Source organism: Bacillus sp. 7_6_55CFAA_CT2 (assembly GCF_000238655.1).
Taxonomy (GTDB): domain Bacteria; phylum Bacillota; class Bacilli; order Bacillales; family Bacillaceae_G; genus Bacillus_A; species Bacillus_A cereus.
The window spans coordinates 520,999-540,676 of the sequence record NZ_JH414710.1 but is presented as its reverse complement, the minus strand read 5'-3'; the positions used below and the strand labels follow the sequence as shown (position 1 = coordinate 540,676).

Sequence of the window (19,678 nt, the reverse complement as noted above, 5' to 3'; positions counted from 1 at the left end):
CTCATCAATTATGATGAGCATTTTTTATGATGATTTTTCTCGTTTTTTTCGAAATGGTAACCACCAGTTCCAGTCTCCAAATAACTTCATTAAGCTTGGTACGAGCATAAGACGAATAATTGTTGCATCAAGAAATATTGCTAATGCAACGCCAAGACCCATCTGCTTTACTGGTAAAATATCAGTAAATGCGAATGCACCAGTTACAACAATCATTATTAAAGCAGCTGATGTAATGATTCTACTTGTTGAAACGAGCCCTTCTAACGTTGCTTGATCGTTATCTCCTGTTTCTTCATAGAGCTCATGAATACGTGAAATAAGAAATACTTCATAATCCATACTAAGCCCAAATACGAGGCCAAAAATGAAGATTGGTAAGACAAACAGAACCGGACTTGCTTCTAAACCGAAATGACCACCTTCAAATAACCAAACAACAATTCCAATGGTTGCACTTAAACTAAGTATATTCATAACAATTGCCTTAATTGGAATGAGTATAGATCGGAATGCAAATAATAATATAACAAAGGTCGATCCAAATATAACAGACATACCAATTACAACTTTATCTTTAATTTCATCTTCTAATTCTTGTTGAAACGTCGTCATTCCGCCTAGATAATACGTAACATCCGTTTCTTTATAGTTCTTTTTAAAGTCACGTACCCACTGTTTTGCAGTCTCTGTACGTGGTTTTGTTTTCAAAAAGATTTCTATCGTCGTCTTATTCCCTTGCGTGTATGCTTCAAATACAGGAGTTAGTTTCGCTGATTCTGGCGACTGCAATATTCCAACAACTTGATCTGCTTTCATTCCAGTTAACCCGTCGTATAAACTTCTTACTTCATGTACTTTCTTATCATCTTTTAACTTTTGAACGACTTCTTCTATCTTTTGTAGACTTTCTTTTTCTTTCATATCTTTTTTCGTCTCTACAACTAACGTAACATCAGCGTGTGTTTTGACAGTTTCATTAAATGCTTCTTCATACTTTTCATATGCAATCCTTGTATCACTCTTTTCAGGTAAAGCTTCAACACCAGGGAACTGCAAATTCGCTGTACGTAATGGTAATAAGCAAATAACAATAAATGTTGTAACAACAATAATCATTGCAATTGGATGTTTCATGACAAATTGTGCAAATTTACGCCATGCTTTTGCCGGCGTATGTGCTACTTGATTCTTTTTTAATATTCTTTTACCTATTAACGATAATAGTGCTGGAAGAAGTGTGAGTGAGAATAAAATGCTCATAATGACAACAATCATTCCGCTAATCGCGACAGATTGAATATAATCTATCTTAAAGAAAAACAAACCGGATAACCCAACAAATACGCATAATCCTGAAAATACAATCGCACGTCCTGCCGTTTGATATGTAATTGCTATCGCTTCTTTTACCGTTCGTTTAGCAACTTCCTCTCGAAAACGGTTCACAAATAATAGCGCAAAATCAATAGATAATGCAAGTCCAATCATCGGCGCAACGTTTAACACGAAAATAGATAGTTCTTTATCAACACCGATGAAATACAATATCCCCATCGTACTAATAACACTAAGCGCCCCATTCAAAATCGGTAAAATTGATGCCAAAAGACTACCAAACGAAAATAGTAATACAAGAAACGCAATTGGTAATCCAATCATTTCTGCTACTTTTAAATCATTTTGCGTTCTTTCATTAATCTCTTGATTAATTTTCGGGAATCCTGTAGGTGTTACTTTTAATGCTACATTACTTTCTTTCCCAATCTCATCAGCAAATTGTAATGTCTTTTCCATTCTTTCTTTATTTGTTTTCCCGGAAAATAAAATTGTCGCATAACCGATGTCATCTTGTAGCATTTCTTTATTTTGGATTGGGTGATGGAAAGATTCATAGCTCTCTTTCTCTTGAACATTCTTTACAATTTCATCTATTCGCTTTTTAAATTCCTCATGTGAAGCATCTTTATTTTTCTCAAAAACGAGCAGAAGCGTATCTTGAGACTTCTTAAAATCTTGATCTAAAATTTCTTTTGTTTTTTGATAGTCGCCTTCCGTTTGGAAACCGTCACCACCTAATACTCCCGGTAGCTTTGGAGCAAAAATCCCAAGTGCGATTGCGAGCAACAGTAACGCTACAATTACTGTATAACGAAACTGATACAAAAAGGCTCCTAACTTCCCCCACTTATCAACTTTATGTACGTTTGTCTTCACACATTTTCACCTACTTTAAATAATTCAATTGTCACTTATACTGTATCACATCTTGATATAAACAAAAAACGTCTGGAAAAACTATAATAATAGTTTTTCCAGACATTTTTCTACCTCTCTTTATTAAACCCTAATCTCTCAGTAAGTAAACGATGGTAGTAAATCGCGATAATTAACAAAATACCACCTACGCAGTAACCAGCTAAAATATCAGTTGGGTAATGTACATTTAAAATGACTCTACTTAATCCAATCGATAGAATTACTATACCCATCAAAATCGTTGTGACACATTTCCCAGCTACGCTTTTCAAATTAGCAGCAATGATATAAGTAAGAAATCCAAATGTCATAATCGATAGCATTGCATGTCCACTAGGAAAACTATATCCAAGTGCATCTAGCGCTTCATTTAATGACGGACGTTCTCTCTTTACAATCTCTTTTATCCCTTTATTCACAAGATGTGTTATTAAAATCCCCATTGGATATACAATCATCGCAGCATAATAACGCTTCTTCCAAAAAACAAGCAAGCTTATGACGAGCGTAGCGACTATCCCAATTGCTGATCCCAATTTTGTAAAGTACGAGAAAAATATAAGAGAACTTTCCGTTTGTAGCCCTCTTACTAATCCACGGACATATGTATCCATCACTGTAACGCCACCTGCATGTACGCGCCAAGCAACAATACCAAATACAGCAAATAACAAACCGATACACATTACCTCATACTGATGTAACTTCTTATTCAAACGATTTCCTCCTACTATGAAAAAATGCGATTTCTACTTTAGAAACCGCATTTCCTTACTTATTTACCTTTTGTTTTTAGCTCTGTCCAGTAACGATCATAGTCTTTTAACTTATCGTCTACATCAACAAGCCATTCTGTACGATCTAACTCTTCTTTCGTTAAGAAAATCATGTGATTATCACGGTATTCTTTACTATGAAGAGGATGAGCTTTTTCATTTGGATTACTGTAACCAATTGACTCGTAGTTTTTCACACTTACTTTTTCATCTAGTAAGTAGTTCATAAATTTCTCAGCAAGCTCTTTATGTTTTGCACCTTTTGGAATTGCTAACGTATCAGCCCAAATTGTGCCGCCTTCTTTCGGTACAACATATTCTACATCTTTATTATCTTTTGCGATAAATGCTGCATCTCCAGACCAAACTGTTCCGATCCAAGCATCTTCTGTAATGAATTTTTGTTTAATGTTATCTGTATCAAATGCTAATAAGTTTGGAAGCAGCTTCTTTAAATCATCTGCTGCTGTCTTTAATTGTGCATCGTCTTTCGTACTGTTTGAGAACCCGTGCTTCTTAAGACCCACTCCTAATACCTCACGAGAATCGTTCAGTAACGTTACATGTCCTTTATATTTCTCATTCCATAAGTCCGCCCAGCTTGTAGGTGCTTCTTTCACATACTTTTTATTGTATGCAATCCCTGTTACACCCCAAGTGTACACTAAAGAATATTTATTCTCTGGATCAAACGCAGGTGTTTTGAAATTAGAAACCATATTTTCGATATTCGGGATATTCTTTTTATCTAACGGCGCTAATAAGTCCATTTTCGCCATTGTTTTAACCATGTAATCAGACGGCTGGATTAAGTCGTACTTTGCGCCACCAGCTTGTAATTTCGCAAGCATTTCTTCATTACTTGCGTACTTGTCATAGTTAATTTTCACATTATATTTCTTTTCAAAATCTTTTAGCACTTGCTCATCAAAATTGTCAGCCCAGCTATAAATATTTAATTCTTCTTTCTTTTCACCACAACCAGCAAGCACACCAGCAACAAGGCTAAAACTAATTGCTGCGCCAGCTATTCTTTTCATTAATTTCATCGGTTTATTACCCCCTTGTACTTTCTATATCGTTCGTATTATAAAGGAAGGTGTCCTCCAGAGTTTTCTTCACCATCTGCACCTTTGTTCCGGAAGATTTCAGATAGAACCATTAATCCTACGATAGCAACAATTAAAATTGTAGAAAGAGCATTAATTTCTGGTGATACTCCGCGCTTAACCATACTGTAAATATATAATGGCAATGTTGTTGATCCTGGTCCTGATACGAAGAAACTAATTACAAAATCATCAATTGATAATGTGAATGTTAATAATGCTGCCGAAATAACTCCCGGTGCAATTGCTGGGAACGTTACATAACGAAACGTTTGCCAAGGCGTTGCTCCTAGATCATTTGCAGCTTCTTCTAAGTCACGTCCCATACTTGAAAGACGCGCAGCTAAAATAACAACAACAAACGAAATACTAAATGTAATATGTGCAATAATAATCGTTGTTTGTCCAAGTTCCATTCCTAACTGGCTGAAAAGAATTAGTAAAGATAATCCCATTAAAATATCAGGAATTAAAATTGGTAAATATACAAGGCCATTAATAGCCCCTTCGAAACGATATTTATAACGATGTAAAGCAATTGCAAAGAATACACCAAGTACCGTTGTCACAATCGTTGTTATAACTGCAATCGTAATACTATTTACAAATGCATCAATAACATCTTGTTTTTGAAATAAATCTGTATACCAATGGAATGTAAAACCTTCCCACTCCGCATTAATGCGAGAGTCGTTGAAAGAATAGACCATTAAAACCATCATTGGAAAATACAAGAATAACAAAATTAACCAAGAATAAGAAACTAAAAACTTCTTCATCTTTGCCTATTCCCCTCCGTTCTCATTATATTTATATACTTTCGTTGCACGATAATATAAGTAAATTAACAGAACAGAGAATAGAACAACGATAATCGATAACGCAGATCCAAATGGCCAGTCACGTGCACCTAAGAATTGATTTTGAATAACGTTTCCGATTAATGCTACTTTCGATCCGCCCATCACGTCTGATACAACAAACATTCCGATAGAAGAAACGAATACTAAAATAGAACCAGTCGCAATTCCTGACATAGTCATCGGCACTGTTATATTCCAAAATGCCTTTATTGGTGTTGCTCCTAAATCATAAGCCGCTTCTAGCTTACGCTTATCCAGCTGCTCAATTGCTGCATACACTGGTAAAATCATAAATGGTAATAAAGAATAGACCATTCCGAGTATTACAGAAGGAGTATTATATAATAAATTTAACGGTTCACTAATAATGCCAAGCTTTAATAACAACGTATTCACAAGACCTTGTGAACGTAAAATAACAATCCATGCGTATGAACGAACAAGAAAGTTAATCCAAAACGGGATCGTTGCCAATAATAAAAGAATAGAACGGTATTTGCGATCAACAATTGTAATTGTATACGCAAACGGATAACCAATTAATAAACATATTACTGTTGTAATAACTGCGATCTTAACAGTTTCCCATAACGTTCCTAAGTACAAAGGATCAAACACACGGGATATATTCTCCAGCGTAAATTGCATTTCTACTGTCCCGTAAGCTCCGCGCTGCATGAAGGCGAATCCTAATACGAATACGAGCGGGATTAGGAAGAAAATTAACAGCCACGCGACTGTAGGTAGTGCGAGTAATTTCCCTTTTTTCAATTTAAGGTCACCTCGTCCTCTTGCTCCCAGCCTACATATACATTATCTCCAATGCTCCACTGCGCTGCCTCTTCAGCAGTTTGATATGCCATTAGTAATTCTGATGTTTTCTCATCACGTACATAAAGCTTCTCCATATTTCCGACAAACTCGATATCTTCAATATGTCCAAGATGGTATTCTTTTAAAATTGACTCTTCAACCGAACGTACTTTTACATTTTCAGGGCGAATTGCTACATAGCCTTCCCCGTTTTTCACAATATTATTTTCACCGATGAATGTCGCAACGAACAATGTTTTCGGCTTATTATAAATTTCTTTCGGTGTTCCGATTTGTTCGATATGTCCTTTATTCATAACTACAATACGATCGCTCATGCTCATTGCTTCTTCTTGATCGTGCGTTACGTATATGAACGTAATTCCTAAATTACGTTGTAAGTTTTTCAATTCACGTTGCAAGTCTTTTCGTAACTTAAAGTCAAGCGCTCCAAGTGGCTCATCTAATAGTAATACACGCGGATTATTTACAATCGCTCTTGCAATTGCAACACGCTGCTGTTGTCCACCAGAAAGCTTCGCAGGTTTACGATTACGGAACTCAAGTAACTGCGTTAAACGCATTGCCTCTTCAGCACGCTCTTTCTGCTCTGCTGCTGATACTTTCTGCATTTTCATACCAAAACAAATATTCTTCTCTACTGTCATATGTGGGAATAGTGCGTAATGTTGGAACACTAGGTTCATATGACGCTTATATGGCGGCAAATCGTTAATTCTTTCAGCATCTAATAAAAGATTCCCTTTAGTTGGAGTTTCAAATCCTGCGATCATACGAAGTAAAGTCGTTTTCCCGCAGCCACTCGGTCCTAAAATTGTTAAAAACTCTCCCTCTTTAATATCTAAAGAAAGAGGTGGGATAATCACTTGATTTCCAAAATGTTTTTCAACTGCTTCAACTTTAATAATCTTTTTCATTTTCCCGTCCTATCTACCTTAAATTTTTAATTTTTATATTCATGAATAAATATTTATGTTCTATAGACTATTTTTTGTTTCGATCCAAACAAAAATGATTATTTAACAAGCGTTCGTTTCTATTCTTTATGTAGTATGTTGGATTCATTTTCGCATGATACATAACGTCGAACAGAAAAACCCCTTCCATTGCGAAGGGGCTATTATCATACGGCTACGCCTACTGATAAACACCATCATCATTTTAACAACTTTCGTATGAATTTTAAAGCACTTTTTGTAGAAGAGTAACGAATTTTCATGTCGAATGCTGTAGATTGGGCTAAAATGCTTTTATAATGTGAAAAAGTCCGAAAACTTTCTTTCCCATGATACCCCCCTAATCCACTACTTCCAACACCCCCAAAAGGTAAATATGGCGTGGCAAGATGATAGACAACATCATTAATACAGCCTCCACCATATGAAATATTACTCGTCACTTTCTTTTGTACTTCTTTATCTTCAGAAAATACATATAACGCTAACGGCTTCGGATGTTGCTGGATTGTGCCAATTACATCTTCTATGTTGTCGTACTCTATGATTGGTAAAATCGGACCAAAAATTTCATCTTCCATAACAGTATCTTTCCATGTAATATCCGCTAGTACTGTCGGTTCAATATGTAATGTATCTTTCTTATAGTTTCCACCAATTACGACTTGACCATCTTGTAAGAATCCACATAATCGTTCAAAATGACGCTCACTTACAATACGCACATAATTTTCATTTCGCAAAGGTTCTTTACTATACTGCTCTGTAATTTCATGTCGCAGTGCCTCAATTAGCTTTTCTTTCACGGAAGAATGCACATACATATAATCAGGCGCTACACACGTCTGCCCTGCATTTAAAAACTTACCCCAAACAATTCTTCTTGCTGTCATCTCTATCTTTGCATCTTTATGTACAATACATGGACTTTTCCCGCCAAGTTCTAAAGTGAGCGGTGTCAACTGTTTCGCTGCTGCTTCCATTACAACTTTTCCAACGCCAACACTACCAGTAAAGAAAATATAATCAAACGGTTCCCTCAGCAAAGATGTACTCTCTTCAACGCCACCTTCTACTACCGCTACAAGCTCTTCTGGGAATAATTCATCTAACATTCTCTTAAGCACTTTTGAAACGCTTGGCGTTAACTCTGACGGCTTTAAAACGATTGTATTTCCAGCTGCCAGTGCTCCTACAAGTGGTGCAATTGCTAATTGAAAAGGATAGTTCCACGGTGCAATAATAAGCGTCACACCATACGGTTCTGGCACTACTTTTCCTTTTGATCCAAAATGAGTGAGTGCTGTTCGAACTCGTTTCGGTTTACTCCACGATGACATATGTTTCAATTGAAAGGAAATTTCTTTTAATACATATCCAACTTCCGTTGTAAACGACTCGTGAACTGACTTATTTAAATCTAATTTCAATGCCTGAAATATTTCTTCTTCAAAACGCTGAATGCCTTCATAAAGCTTCTTCAAATTATTCTTTCTCATTTCGATGCTTCTCGTATGCCCTTTTAAAAAATATTCCTTTTGCCTACTTACAATAGAGGAAATACTCATTCACTCACCTTCTCCCACTATTTTTATCCAATTCTTTCATTATTTATATAGACTTCATATATAACAAATTTCTATTCTTAAGGTTACATTATATATGACTTTTTCAGCTATATAAAATTCATTGCTCACAAAAAAACTACCGAAAGAAAATCTCTCGGTAGTTTTACTGTATTAACGATATAAACGAACAGCACCTGCAGAATTATCATCAGCTTGTCCTACTACTTCAAATTTCAAACCAAGCTTCGGTAAAATACGTCCTGCATCTGGAATCTGTTGATTAATATACGTTTTAGAATCATCAAACTTTGGTACGCCTGCTAAACCATCATACGTAAATGTTCCACGCGTTGGAGATACAACTTTCCAAGCTGGCGTTTTGTCGAATGAGAACGCTGCATCAGCGATTTGGAATCGCGTACTACTCTTAACTGTTGGTTTACCATTTAAAGTACCAACAATTGCTTCTGGATGAGAATCAACTACACCAAGGAAACCGTGTCCTGGATGTACACCAACCCAGTTATCTGTATAAGCTGAATCTGCATACCATACAACCATACCAGTGTTAAATACTGGACCGCGAGCAAATTTCAACGCGTTATCTGCCCCAGCATAGTTTCTCCACTCAACATAGTAGTTATGTTTTTTCTTCTCTGTTCCGTTAGATACAACGAAACCATCTAATTTTAATTGTGGTGTACCTTCTGCGTCATCAGAGAATGCTACTTTACCATCTACTGTTAATGAAGCATTATCAAGAGCGAATCCATTTAATGCTAAACCACCATCAGTAATGTAATCAAATGTTAATTTTACTTTCTTGCCTTTGAATTGACTTAAATCATATGATTTGTCAATCCATTTTCCATTTGTCGAATCTGCATTTCCACTATTTGCTTTCTCACCAAGTCTTTCAATTAACGTTTGTTGACCATCTTCCGTTACAGCGTGTACTTCAAGGAAATCATACTCTGCTTCAATTTCATATAATGATTTGAAGTCAAATTTTGCAGTCGTTGCATTTGTTAAATCGAACAGTGGTGTTTCCATCTTCGTATGAAGATCATCACCTTTTGTGCTGTAGTAATACTGTTTTCCAAATGCCGGCTCAATTGTTTTTATATCTTTGTCTGGTAAGTTAACACGAATCATACCCGGACGGTTAGATTTCGTAACACTTTGATCCAAATATGTCGCTAGACCGATACCTTTATTTAATTTCTCGTAATCTACTTCTACGATATTTGCCCAGTTACCACCGATTGTTTTTTGGAAAAACTCTTTATTTTGTGGTGAGAAACTCGTTGGCGTCGTTCCAGCGATTTTACCAGCCCAGCTTCCGCCACTCATAATAGACCAAGCTTCAATCGGCTCACCTTGACCACTATATTGTGTATCGTACTCATCTGGAAGACCTAAATCGTGACCATATTCATGTGCGAATACACCAACCGCTCCATCTTCTGGTTCAATTGTGTAGTCGAATGCTGCCATCTTTCCACCCCAATATGGTACTTTCGCTTGTGTACCTTCAATTGGGAATGGCTTTGGTCCAACTGTCCAACGGTGCGACCAAATTGCATCATCGCCTAATTTACCACCGCCTGCTTCTTGTCCAACACCCGCATGAATAATCATTAAGTGATCGATTAAACCGTCTGGTTGATTTTTATTTCCATCACCATTTACATCGTATTGATCAAATTGGTCGAACTCTGATAAATCAATACCACTATCTACAGCTGCTTTTAATGCATCTTTTACTAAATCACGTGGCCCTTTTGGTCCTTTATTATCATGGCCGCCGCTAGCAGCATCTGCACCGTAATCAGCCGCCTTACCAGGAACTGTTAACCATTTTGTAACTGTTCCGTCCACTGTGTAACTACCACCAGATTGTTCTTCGTAATATTGTTTAAACGTTTCAATTTTACTTCCATCATCTAATGTAAATGGCTCGTTGCCGAATAACATTTTTTCATAATGTTCTTTATTAAAATCGTTAGAATACATATATCCAGGCTCTTTGTCGATATTATTATGTTTAAAGTCAGCGTACTCTACAAGTAAAACGAGTACTTTGTCTTTACGAACTTCACCGTTATAGTCTTTTTGTTTCGCTGGAGAAGTTGGTACTTTACCATTTAGACCGCCTTTAACTGGGCCTGTCGCTGCAGGTGTGCCTGTTGCTGGTTGATTTAATTTTTCTTTCGTGTCTGCTTTCGCATCTTTCACTTTCTTTAAAAAGTCGGATGCATCTTTCGTAAGTTGGTCCCCATTCGCTGCTTCTTTCCCAGGATTTTCACCCTTTTTGTTCTCTACATACTTTTCGACTGCTTTCTTTGTTTCTGTCTCTGAAGCCTTCGAATCAATTACCCCACGTTTTTTTAATGCATCTGCTAAACGTTCTTCCGGAATTAAATGATCATCAACTGGGCTCGTAGCTGTTTTATTCACAGGCGTTTCAGCATATGCAGATTGAGTGCCAACTCCGAATGAAAGGCCTAATACAGCTGTCAATGCGATTGATGACAAAACTTTGAACGGTTTCTTGTTCATCCCTTATTTCCTCCCCTAATAAATAATATGTATTACAAATTGAATTTTATTAAAAATTCAATATTTTTTCAATATTTAGTCATATTATGTAATGTTTTTAATATATTTGTAAAAATTTCATAGTTAGCATACGAATATATCACAATTCAACAATGTTTTCTGAAAATATTGAAAGTTTTTATCGAACAATTTATAATTTCCATAGAGGGAGTTTAATGGGGATTTTATCTTTGTTTCATCTACACAATATTTGATAATTCACTATATAAAACACAAAATCGGATTGCATTATCATGTATTCTGTAGCAGCAATTATGACCGATAATTAGGGAGGAATTACATTTGTACAAAGATAAGACAGACGCACTGGATCAAGAATGGATTGATTTAATACTTGAAGCTCTAGATGCTGGTATCGCCATGCAAGACATCGAGCAATTTTTCCAACGTATGAAGCCATCCAGTCAGGCTCAATAGGTTTGTTCTTTTTAACGAAGTTTATGTTATAATAATGACATCATAAGACAACTACATATTGATAGAAAGGTGCGCAAATATGATTGGAGAACGTATAAAACGCCTTCGTTTACAAAAAGGGATTTCATTAACTGAACTTGCCGAAAAAGCTGGCGTTGCTAAATCTTACATTAGTTCTATAGAACGCAATTTACAAAAAAACCCTTCCATTCAGTTTCTTGAAAAGATCGCAGCAGTTCTACAAATTCCAGTTGATACTTTACTTCATGATGAAACAACAAAGGAAACTAACCTAGACTCCGAATGGACACAACTCGTTAAAGATGCAATGAACTCTGGTGTCTCCAAAGAACAATTTCGTGAATTTCTTGAATTTACAAAGTGGAAGCAAAATCAAAAATAATAATAGAAAGAAGTGCTTACAACCAGCACTTCTTTTTCTTTATAAAAAAAGCGGGAATACCCGCTTTTTTATTATTTTTCTTCCCCAGCTTCTTGGTTAGCATTGAATGTCCATTCTAAATTCAATGTATCACCTTGGAAGATATTTTGGTCTTTTCCATCATCTACAAATTCAAATTGTACCCATAGATAATCCTCTGTACCAGCTGCTAATCCACCCTTTTCTCCCCACTCAGGAGCAAAGATATCTTTAGCTAAAAGATCTGGATCAACTTTTTGTAAGTCTGCTAAAGTTGTTTCGTATACAGGCTCACTTTGTTTATCCCAGTTCCAAAGGAATTTTACTTTAACGTGCTTACCAAAGTCTTCACCAGCATTATCACCTTTTGCATCTTTAACAGTATACTTTGTTGCTAATTTAACGTCTTTAATAGTTAACGAACCGCTGTTTTGTAATAAGAACTCTTTCTTAACAGAATCCCCTGGTTTTAAATCTTTAATATCTACAAGCGTCTTAGGGTTTAATGTAAGGTCTAACGTCCCAGCTGCAAATGTATTGTTTGATACTTCTTTATCGCTAAAGAATGCAAATGTTCCTCCACCAATTAAAGCTAACCCCAATGCTGCTGATGCAACTCCCATACCTAATTTCTTTTTCAGACTCACAATCAATTCCCCCTAGCTTTTTTTATATTTTTATCACTTATTTTTCAATAAGAGATGTAAAGAAAACTATATTAGCTTAGCTAATATGCGTTCTTTTTTAAAAACCTTATGTTCATTATAACGAACAACCCTATATAAACACAACACATATTTATTAATATTTTCAGTTATTTTTATTTCTCAATATCATTTAGACTTTTCAGAAAAAAACAATGATAATTTATAACTTTTTTCACACTCAAATCATTTAATACTATAAGAAAAAAGAAAAACAAAGAGGTGAGGGCTAACGTTCCCTCACACTCGTATAAATATTACTAGTCTTGCTTATTCGTTCACTCTCTCTTACACCACATTCTTGTTTTCCGGCTGTTTCACTAAAGCAGTTACTCCGCTTTCTTTTGCTCTTCTACTTTCTTCTGTTCTTCTGCTTTCTTCTGTTCTTCTACTTTCTTCTGTTCTTCTGCTTTCTTCTGTTCTTCTACTTTCTTCTGTTCTTCTGCTTTCTTCTGTTCTTCTGCTTTCTTCTGTTCTTCTACTTTCTTCTGTTCTTCTACTTTCTTCTGTTCTTCTACTTTCTTCTGTTCTTCTGCTTTCTTCTGTTCTTCTGCTTTCTTCTGTTCTTCTACTTTCTTCTGTTCTTCTGCTTTCTTCTGTTCTTCTGCTTTCTTCTGTTCTTCTACTTTCTTCTGTTCTTCTGCTTTCTTCTGTTCTTCTGCTTCAATTGCAACGTTTAATTGTTGCTGAAGAGCCTGAATTTGCTCATCAATAGCTTTCAAGCTAATTTCTTTCTCAATATAGTCACGCTTCTCTTTGATACTGCGGAAGCCTTCATTTACATATATGGACACTTGCTGCATCGATTCATCTTTATTTACCTTTAATTCTTCTTGTATTTGATTGTAAGGAGCTTCTATTTCAGTATATACATTTTGCAGGGCTTCCTTCTCAGCAACAATTTTCTCACGCCCTTGTTGCCATACAGAAATCGCCTGTTTTATTTCTTCAATAGAAGTTGCTTTCGATTTTCCCTTCATCGTTCCATACTCACGCTCAATAAATTGTTTATGTTTCTCAGATTGCTCTTTTAACGTATTAACTGTTTTCGGAAATATAATTGCTGTAGAAAGCGTCGCTTCTACTTTCGTTTCATGAATGAACGCCGCTTCTGTATGCGTCATAATTTGAGATCCTAAATAAAACGTAATAGAACACATACACGGCAATATAAGCATCTTTTTAAAATTACGCGGTCTTTTCAGCATCTTAATCTCTCCCATCGAACATCACGTTCTTTATACAGAACATTATCTATATTATAGTAAAGAACTATTAAAATTGATAGACAAATACTAGAAAAATAGAAAAAGGGCTATCCATGTGATAGCCCTTTTTCTTATTATCTTTCTTCACCTGCTGTTTGTTGTGCATCAAACGTCCAATTTAATTGTAACTTATCGCCTTGGAATTGATTTTGATCTTTTCCATTATCAACGAACTCGAATTTCACTTTGAATTTATCAGATTTACCTGCTGAAATACCTTTTTCATCCCAGAACCAAGCCGATAAATCATTATCTACAGCTGTAAGTGTGTCACCTTTTAATTTATCTAAAGTAGTTTGTTTCACAATTGTCTCATGCTTATCTACATTTTTTAAGAATGTTACTTTAATATGTTTACCAAAATCATCTTTATTGTCTTTCTTTACATCTTCTACATTATAATCTGTTTTCAGTAGAACCTTTTTAATATTTAAAGAGCCTTTATTTTCTAGTTTAAATTCTTTTTCAATTGTATCCCCAGGTTTTAAATTCGATACGTTAACAACTGTTGATGGATTTAATGCTAAATCCAGTGTTCCAGCCGCAAATGTATTATTTGACACTTCTTTATCACTGAAAAATGCAAATGTTCCTCCACCAACTAAAGCTGCTCCTAATACTGCTGATGTAATACCCATTCCTAATTTTTTCTTTAAAGTCATGTCCATATCCCCTTAATATATATTTGTTAACTTCCTAAACGGAAAGTATAACCAAACGAACTAGACGGATTGTTCTACTTTTTTATCTTTCTTTTCTCCGTCAATGCTACGAATAGCACCAAAAATAGAAATCGCGGAATACCCAAGTAAAAAGACCCCTGGAATAATAAGAAGCAATGCTGCTCCCGCTTTTGAATTCGCATAATTCAGTAAATAACCAACATACGGAACTGTAATATCTGCATACTTTCCAACTACATTTTCTGCAAGTACTGGCTCTAAATCTGGTCCGTTGTTGTTATCCCCTTTTGTTTCATACATTACTTTTCCATTTGTATCTTTCACACCGATAATACGGTGAGTGATAATTTTTTGATCTTTCTCTTTAAAGGTAATAACATCACCTTTTTGATATTTAGAACCATCTTTGTTTGGTTCTATTGCAATGATTGATCCTGTTAAAAACGTCGGCTCCATTGATCCTGAAAGAACGCTCTTAAATTGATATCCCATCACTGTCGGATCACCACCGCTTGCTTTTGAAGAAATAACTACAAAAGCTAAAAAAACCATCAATGCAAATAAAACAAATGAGATCGCGTTGCTAATTATCTTCCATATTAATTTCATCGTCTCTCTCCCTCTCCGTTGTTTTATATTATTTGAAGTATGCAATATCCACTTGCGTTCTTTAACAAGAACACAAGTAAATGATATAACGAACTTTAAGTTATTGCAATAAGAAAATTTACAATTATTAGTTATTTAAAATATAGAAAAAAGACTGTGCCAAAATTTTAAACAGCCTTTTTATTAGTAATTTATTTACCTTCTGATTTCATTCCTTTTGTATTTCGGCGCAACACTACATATAAAATTGCTCCAAATAATATAATCGCACCTATCCCAACACTTATTGCTTTCACATTTGAGTCTTTTACTTCAGGCATAGTTGTATCTTTTTTAGGCATCGTAAAAGTGACATCTTCTGTTGAAAGAACATTTACCGTCGCAATTGTTTGATTATTTTTCGTAATATCAACTGCACCAACTACCTCACCACGATGTATTCCTTTATGATATAAAGATTCTTTATCTAATGAAGCCGCCCGGAAAATAGTTTTCACATTTTTCCCTTCATCTTTCTTAAGCATAAGCTCCGCACTTTGTTCCAACTCAGAATTAACATCTTTATTTAAATATGTTGTTTTTTGATGCCAATTATGTTTATCAAGCACCATTTGCTTCGTAAATTGACCGAAAGAATATTCCGCCATCTGCTTCAAATCTTCATAAATTTCAGGTCTTTGAGAAGCCATTACTACGCTTATAATACGATTTCCATCTTTCTCATTTAATAAAACAAGTGTATTACGTGCTTCATTCGTAAACCCTGTCTTACCGCCAATGCTATATGGATTTTCAAAAAAATTAGATTTATTAAAAATAGACACCGTCTGCCTAGACGTCGTAACTGTCGTTCTTTTCGTATTCATCGCTTGTAAAATTTCAGGATACTTTTGCACACCCTTCGTAATCATAGCCATATCATACGGCGTCGTATAATGGTTCGGATCATGCAATCCATTCGGTGTTACAAAGTGGCTATCTTTCGCCCCTAATTGCTTCGCTTTCTCATTCATCATATTAGCGAAATTCTCAACACTCCCGCCAATCCGCTCCGCAATCGCATACGACACATCATTCGCACTCAGCACCATTAAAATCATAAGCGCAGTATTTCTATTAATTGTCTCTCCAGGTTGAAACTCAATTTGATAATTACTCTTCTCTTGATCTAATGCTAATTGTGAAAATGTAAATTGATCCTCTGGCTTTGTATGCTCCATGAGTAAAATCGCTGTTAACACCTTCGTCGTACTAGCAGGAAATGCGCGGTGATATGCGTTTTTGTCATACAAAACATCTCCTGTTTTTGCATCAATTGTCGTTGCAAACTGACTAAAAACATTCGGTCCTTCCGCAGGTGGTGGTGCAACTTGTTCTGGATTTACTCCAATATTCGTCTCAGCACGCAATGTTATGGGCGTCAAAAAAAACGAACAAATAACTGTAATAAAAACCAAAATTTTCTTAAAATTTACCATATGACTCTCCCTTTTCCATTTACTCCTTAACAAAATAATAAATCTACCAATCATATGTAATTTGTATTATATTGGAAGAATTTTCACTATTTTTTACTATATCATACTTTTACGATAAAGAACATAAATATACAATAAAAATAAGAAGGAATTACTCTTTCTTATCCTTCTCATCAATCAACGAATCTATTAACTTTTGACTAGCTTCCTCGGGCGTAATCTCATCTGTTATTCCCATAAACGACCAACCTTTAGAATCAACCCACTCAACAAACTCTTGTAAAAATTCATCATGTGTAACATCCACATCAAGAATCGATCCATTAATCGAAATCGTTCTATTTTTAGACACGCGCATCTTGAACGTTTTTCTTACCATTACAACTTTTCTCCCTCTACTTCTGAATATTTATAAAGTGAAACTTTCATCAACCCTCACGAATCGGACTTTTACGGGCATTCCGACCCGAACCTAACTTCTTTACTTTTGCTGAATTTCGAGGTAAGGGATCTTACTGCCCGCAAATAGCGAGATAAAATAATCATGTATCTCTGTTATACATGATTTTCAGTAAATTGTAAAAAGGATATATTGGCCAATTGGTATATTGAAACTGAAAATCTATCATTCTGCAAAAATATCAAATGATATGTAATTGTTCATAAATGACTGAATAGATTCACATAAAAATAAAACAACTTACATTTTACCACACCAAATACAAATGACTTTCTTACAATGGAATGGAGTATACTAGAAGAAAACTTAAAATGAGGAGGAACCTCATGACGCGTTGTACGTATTGTAAAACGAAGTGGACAATAAAAGATGTATGGGCAATACTCGTGACATTTGAAAAGGATTGTCCGTATTGTTTTATGAGACAATATCTATCAAAGAAAACAGTGAACGCTATGCCAGAACTTATAAGCTTACCTTTACATTTCTTACTCCCTTTTCTTGTTGATTTGAGTGCTGAAGGTCCTTTGGATTGGTATCGTAAATAATATAACCACTACATCCAAAGACTACTTTCTACTAAATTCGCTTCTCATCATTATTCCTTCATACATTACTAGCATAATCGCTTATACTTTCCCTTTTGAAGATTCTGTAGCTCAGCAGGAAGAGCGTCCCCTGAACAAGGTTTATCAATTATGACTTTAATAAACGATGATATATGCATACTGTTAAGCATAAAAAATTAGCATTAAGTTCCACTCAAATATTAATTGAAACCCCACACTCCATTTAATCTGTAATCTAGAATACAAGCAGTGTTTTTTATTATGCATTTTTGCATACAGTATTATTTTCTCTTGTAAATAGATAATAATGTTATATAATAAAACCAACGTTTTACCAATAAAAGGTAATAAGAAGTGGTGGAATAAGTAAATAACCAAAGCGTATTAACAGATTTGTTCTATGTAAATCATGATACATATATGGAATCAAAACTATGAAATTTTATGTAGTGATTAGATTACTACAAGATGAAAGATTCATAGCGAATACACTTAAGGAAAAAACGTTCCATTAGATTAATGTGATATCTATCGAACGAATTGAGAATATACTTAGGGGGGAATTTCAAGTGAAAACATTTGGTAAAGTATTATTAACTGGCGCATTAGCTTTAGGCGGTTTAACGGTTATGAACATTGAAACACCAAAAGCACATGCTGACGAATGGGATGGTTGTCATTACATTTGTGGTCCTGGTGAAACGGTGAACGGTGTTACAGTTCAGGTACACTCTACACAAGTTACTTTTGGTAACAGCGTAATTGCAAGAATTACAAATGACCGAGCTGAAGAAATTCATTACAATGTCAGCCTTGAAAAGAAATATGGCGATAGATGGGGAGAATTTGAAACCAACTTCCGTTGGCAAAATCAATGGGTCCCAGCTGGAAGCAATGATGAAATTGCAACTTTCACAGGATATGGCGATGATATTTATGAAGATGGAACATATCGTTATAAAGTCGAAATAAAAGGCGCTGACGGTTCTATTGATACAATTTACACAGCAGGAATGACAGTTACAGGACGATAGCTTATGAACAAGCTCCATTATTTATGATTGTATTTTTGAAAATATCATTGATAATTGCGTTGATATTATTATTAAAATAAGCTCTTCGGGGCTTATTTTTTTATACAAAAATTAGAATATGAACATTCAGAAAATTACATCTTTACACCATTAAAGTTTGTTGCTATTATAGGAATACATCAAATGTTACAATACTCAACAAATTGTACAAATTCTCCGATTACACGAATGAAATGAAAATACATTGCTGATGGTAACATTTATAGTTGGGATCCCGTAGCTCAGCAGGGAGAGCGCCACCTTGACAGGGTGGAGGTCGTGAGTTCAAGCCTCTCCGGGGTCATATAAAAAAGAGACACCATATCAACCTTCTACGTGATATGGTGTCTCTTTTTTATCTAATTCAATTACTTCCCACCAAACATCTTCTCCAAAGACTTTGCATTGGCAAACAATACTTCTTTCAAGTTATCGTCAGCAACGATTTTATAGTCGCCATCTTTGTCTTTCTTTAAGTTCAATGTAACTTCGCGAGTTGCCATTGCTGCATCTTTATCCGTTAAGTTTTTGATGATAGTTGAGGTCATTGTTTTTTCAATCGCTTTTTCAGATTGTTCTTTGTCTTCGCTAAATGCGCTAGCGAAGGCCATTGGCATAACTTCTCCCACTGCTTTTGTTACAGCAACGGATAGATCAGCAGATGTAATTTTCACTTTCACTTCTGCTTTGTCATCCTTTTTCGATACTTCTTCTAGCTTTTCAAATTTAAAGTTCTTTGTAATTGCACTTAGCATTGCTTTTGCCTCAGCATCATCTGTTTTTTCATTTAGTTTATTAAATTCCTTGTCACTCTCGACAAATGTACGAGCTTTTTCTACATCACCTTTTTGTATCGCTGTTAAAAATTCTTCTGTAGTATCTTTCGGATTTGCACACCCTGCTAAAACACCTGCTGTTAATCCTACTACCATCATTAATAGCAATAATCTCTTTACCTTTTGCACGCTCATTCTCCTCTTATCTTTTCTATTAAGTCAGCATCATACAA

19 protein-coding genes and 1 tRNA gene are annotated in these 19,678 nt (G+C 35.2%); 5 read left to right on the top strand and 15 right to left on the bottom strand.

Going from position 1 to position 19,678, the window contains the following annotated elements; genetic code table 11:
• Window positions 1–24 precede the first annotated feature (24 nt).
• The 8 genes from HMPREF1014_RS18390 to inhA1 form a co-directional block, all read right to left on the bottom strand.
• Window positions 25–2,217: an MMPL family transporter gene (locus HMPREF1014_RS18390; protein WP_000856422.1), complete on the bottom strand. Its 2,193-nt coding sequence runs from the start codon at window positions 2,215–2,217 to the stop codon at window positions 25–27.
• Between the two features lie 110 nt (window positions 2,218–2,327).
• Window positions 2,328–2,975, bottom strand: coding sequence for a phosphatase PAP2 family protein (locus tag HMPREF1014_RS18385; RefSeq protein WP_001035520.1), 648 nt, complete (start codon window positions 2,973–2,975; stop codon window positions 2,328–2,330).
• 59 nt (window positions 2,976–3,034) lie between these two features.
• Window positions 3,035–4,084, bottom strand: coding sequence for a spermidine/putrescine ABC transporter substrate-binding protein PotD (gene potD, locus HMPREF1014_RS18380; RefSeq protein ID WP_000772485.1), 1,050 nt, complete (start codon window positions 4,082–4,084; stop codon window positions 3,035–3,037).
• Between the two features lie 38 nt (window positions 4,085–4,122).
• Window positions 4,123–4,923, bottom strand: a complete 801-nt coding sequence (potC, locus tag HMPREF1014_RS18375; protein ID WP_000714192.1) for a spermidine/putrescine ABC transporter permease PotC — start codon at window positions 4,921–4,923, stop codon at window positions 4,123–4,125.
• A gap of 6 nt (window positions 4,924–4,929) precedes the next feature.
• Entirely contained in the window at window positions 4,930–5,778 is an 849-nt protein-coding gene (gene potB / locus HMPREF1014_RS18370) for a spermidine/putrescine ABC transporter permease PotB (protein ID WP_000715500.1), read from the bottom strand.
• Window positions 5,775–6,758: a spermidine/putrescine ABC transporter ATP-binding protein PotA gene (gene potA / locus HMPREF1014_RS18365; protein ID WP_000720318.1), complete on the bottom strand. Its 984-nt coding sequence runs from the start codon at window positions 6,756–6,758 to the stop codon at window positions 5,775–5,777. The genes potB and potA overlap by 4 nt, the downstream gene beginning before the upstream one ends.
• Before the next feature lie 239 nt (window positions 6,759–6,997).
• Entirely contained in the window at window positions 6,998–8,365 is a 1,368-nt protein-coding gene (locus HMPREF1014_RS18360) for an aldehyde dehydrogenase (RefSeq protein ID WP_000028383.1), read from the bottom strand.
• A 171-nt stretch (window positions 8,366–8,536) separates the two neighbouring features.
• The gene (gene inhA1 / locus HMPREF1014_RS18355; protein ID WP_001035951.1) at window positions 8,537–10,927 is read right to left on the bottom strand and encodes a M6 family metalloprotease immune inhibitor InhA1; all 2,391 of its coding nucleotides are present in this window, start codon (window positions 10,925–10,927) and stop codon (window positions 8,537–8,539) included.
• Between the two features lie 342 nt (window positions 10,928–11,269).
• Here inhA1 and HMPREF1014_RS18350 point away from each other — a divergent pair, with 342 nt between their 5' ends.
• Together HMPREF1014_RS18350 and HMPREF1014_RS18345 are read left to right on the top strand one after the other, a co-directional pair.
• Window positions 11,270–11,404, top strand: coding sequence for an anti-repressor SinI family protein (locus HMPREF1014_RS18350; protein ID WP_000276219.1), 135 nt, complete (start codon window positions 11,270–11,272; stop codon window positions 11,402–11,404).
• Between the two features lie 79 nt (window positions 11,405–11,483).
• A complete protein-coding gene (locus HMPREF1014_RS18345; RefSeq protein WP_000578885.1) occupies window positions 11,484–11,807 on the top strand; it encodes a helix-turn-helix domain-containing protein in 324 nt (107 codons plus the stop codon).
• A gap of 71 nt (window positions 11,808–11,878) precedes the next feature.
• Here HMPREF1014_RS18345 and calY read toward each other — a convergent pair whose 3' ends face one another.
• From calY to HMPREF1014_RS18315, 6 genes are all read right to left on the bottom strand, one after another.
• Window positions 11,879–12,472 (bottom strand): biofilm matrix protein CalY, encoded by a 594-nt coding sequence (calY, locus tag HMPREF1014_RS18340; protein ID WP_000053713.1) that lies wholly within the window; start codon window positions 12,470–12,472, stop codon window positions 11,879–11,881.
• Between the two features lie 386 nt (window positions 12,473–12,858).
• Window positions 12,859–13,737, bottom strand: a complete 879-nt coding sequence (locus HMPREF1014_RS18335; protein WP_000919957.1) for a DUF4047 domain-containing protein — start codon at window positions 13,735–13,737, stop codon at window positions 12,859–12,861.
• Window positions 13,738–13,871: 134 nt separating this feature from the next.
• Window positions 13,872–14,459 (bottom strand): CalY family protein, encoded by a 588-nt coding sequence (locus HMPREF1014_RS18330; RefSeq protein ID WP_000172854.1) that lies wholly within the window; start codon window positions 14,457–14,459, stop codon window positions 13,872–13,874.
• A 60-nt stretch (window positions 14,460–14,519) separates the two neighbouring features.
• The gene (sipW, locus tag HMPREF1014_RS18325) at window positions 14,520–15,089 is read right to left on the bottom strand and encodes a signal peptidase I SipW (protein WP_000767792.1); all 570 of its coding nucleotides are present in this window, start codon (window positions 15,087–15,089) and stop codon (window positions 14,520–14,522) included.
• A 191-nt stretch (window positions 15,090–15,280) separates the two neighbouring features.
• Window positions 15,281–16,567 (bottom strand): D-alanyl-D-alanine carboxypeptidase family protein, encoded by a 1,287-nt coding sequence (locus HMPREF1014_RS18320; protein ID WP_000247028.1) that lies wholly within the window; start codon window positions 16,565–16,567, stop codon window positions 15,281–15,283.
• Window positions 16,568–16,718: 151 nt separating this feature from the next.
• Entirely contained in the window at window positions 16,719–16,946 is a 228-nt protein-coding gene (locus HMPREF1014_RS18315; protein WP_000251856.1) for a hypothetical protein, read from the bottom strand.
• A gap of 407 nt (window positions 16,947–17,353) precedes the next feature.
• On the opposite strand from HMPREF1014_RS18315, the gene HMPREF1014_RS18310 reads away from it, so the two are divergent.
• From HMPREF1014_RS18310 to HMPREF1014_RS18300, 3 genes are all read left to right on the top strand, one after another.
• Entirely contained in the window at window positions 17,354–17,575 is a 222-nt protein-coding gene (locus HMPREF1014_RS18310; protein ID WP_000196288.1) for a hypothetical protein, read from the top strand.
• 590 nt (window positions 17,576–18,165) lie between these two features.
• Window positions 18,166–18,630 (top strand): hypothetical protein, encoded by a 465-nt coding sequence (locus HMPREF1014_RS18305; RefSeq protein ID WP_000846655.1) that lies wholly within the window; start codon window positions 18,166–18,168, stop codon window positions 18,628–18,630.
• 270 nt (window positions 18,631–18,900) lie between these two features.
• Window positions 18,901–18,973: transfer RNA gene (locus HMPREF1014_RS18300), tRNA-Val, on the top strand.
• A 64-nt stretch (window positions 18,974–19,037) separates the two neighbouring features.
• Here HMPREF1014_RS18300 and HMPREF1014_RS18295 read toward each other — a convergent pair.
• Window positions 19,038–19,640 carry a DUF4878 domain-containing protein gene (locus tag HMPREF1014_RS18295; protein WP_074626120.1) on the bottom strand — a complete coding sequence of 201 codons (603 nt, stop codon included), beginning with the start codon at window positions 19,638–19,640 and terminating at the stop codon, window positions 19,038–19,040.
• Between the last annotated feature and the right edge of the window lie 38 nt (window positions 19,641–19,678).

Bases quoted from the DNA above. Each gene is read 5' to 3' on its own strand.
- HMPREF1014_RS18345 (WP_000578885.1), top strand. From the start codon at position 11,484: ATGATTGGAGAACGTATAAAACGCCTTCGTTTACAAAAAGGGATTTCA.
- potD (WP_000772485.1), bottom strand. From the start codon at position 4,084: ATGAAATTAATGAAAAGAATAGCTGGCGCAGCAATTAGTTTTAGCCTT.
- potA (WP_000720318.1), bottom strand. From the start codon at position 6,758: ATGAAAAAGATTATTAAAGTTGAAGCAGTTGAAAAACATTTTGGAAAT.
- HMPREF1014_RS18295 (WP_074626120.1), bottom strand. From the start codon at position 19,640: ATGAGCGTGCAAAAGGTAAAGAGATTATTGCTATTAATGATGGTAGTA.
- HMPREF1014_RS18360 (WP_000028383.1), bottom strand. From the start codon at position 8,365: ATGAGTATTTCCTCTATTGTAAGTAGGCAAAAGGAATATTTTTTAAAA.
- HMPREF1014_RS18330 (WP_000172854.1), bottom strand. From the start codon at position 14,459: ATGACTTTAAAGAAAAAATTAGGAATGGGTATTACATCAGCAGTATTA.
- potC (WP_000714192.1), bottom strand. From the start codon at position 4,923: ATGAAGAAGTTTTTAGTTTCTTATTCTTGGTTAATTTTGTTATTCTTG.
- HMPREF1014_RS18315 (WP_000251856.1), bottom strand. From the start codon at position 16,946: ATGGTAAGAAAAACGTTCAAGATGCGCGTGTCTAAAAATAGAACGATT.
- HMPREF1014_RS18335 (WP_000919957.1), bottom strand. From the start codon at position 13,737: ATGCTGAAAAGACCGCGTAATTTTAAAAAGATGCTTATATTGCCGTGT.
- inhA1 (WP_001035951.1), bottom strand. From the start codon at position 10,927: ATGAACAAGAAACCGTTCAAAGTTTTGTCATCAATCGCATTGACAGCT.
- HMPREF1014_RS18310 (WP_000196288.1), top strand. From the start codon at position 17,354: ATGACGCGTTGTACGTATTGTAAAACGAAGTGGACAATAAAAGATGTA.
- sipW (WP_000767792.1), bottom strand. From the start codon at position 15,089: ATGAAATTAATATGGAAGATAATTAGCAACGCGATCTCATTTGTTTTA.
- HMPREF1014_RS18320 (WP_000247028.1), bottom strand. From the start codon at position 16,567: ATGGTAAATTTTAAGAAAATTTTGGTTTTTATTACAGTTATTTGTTCG.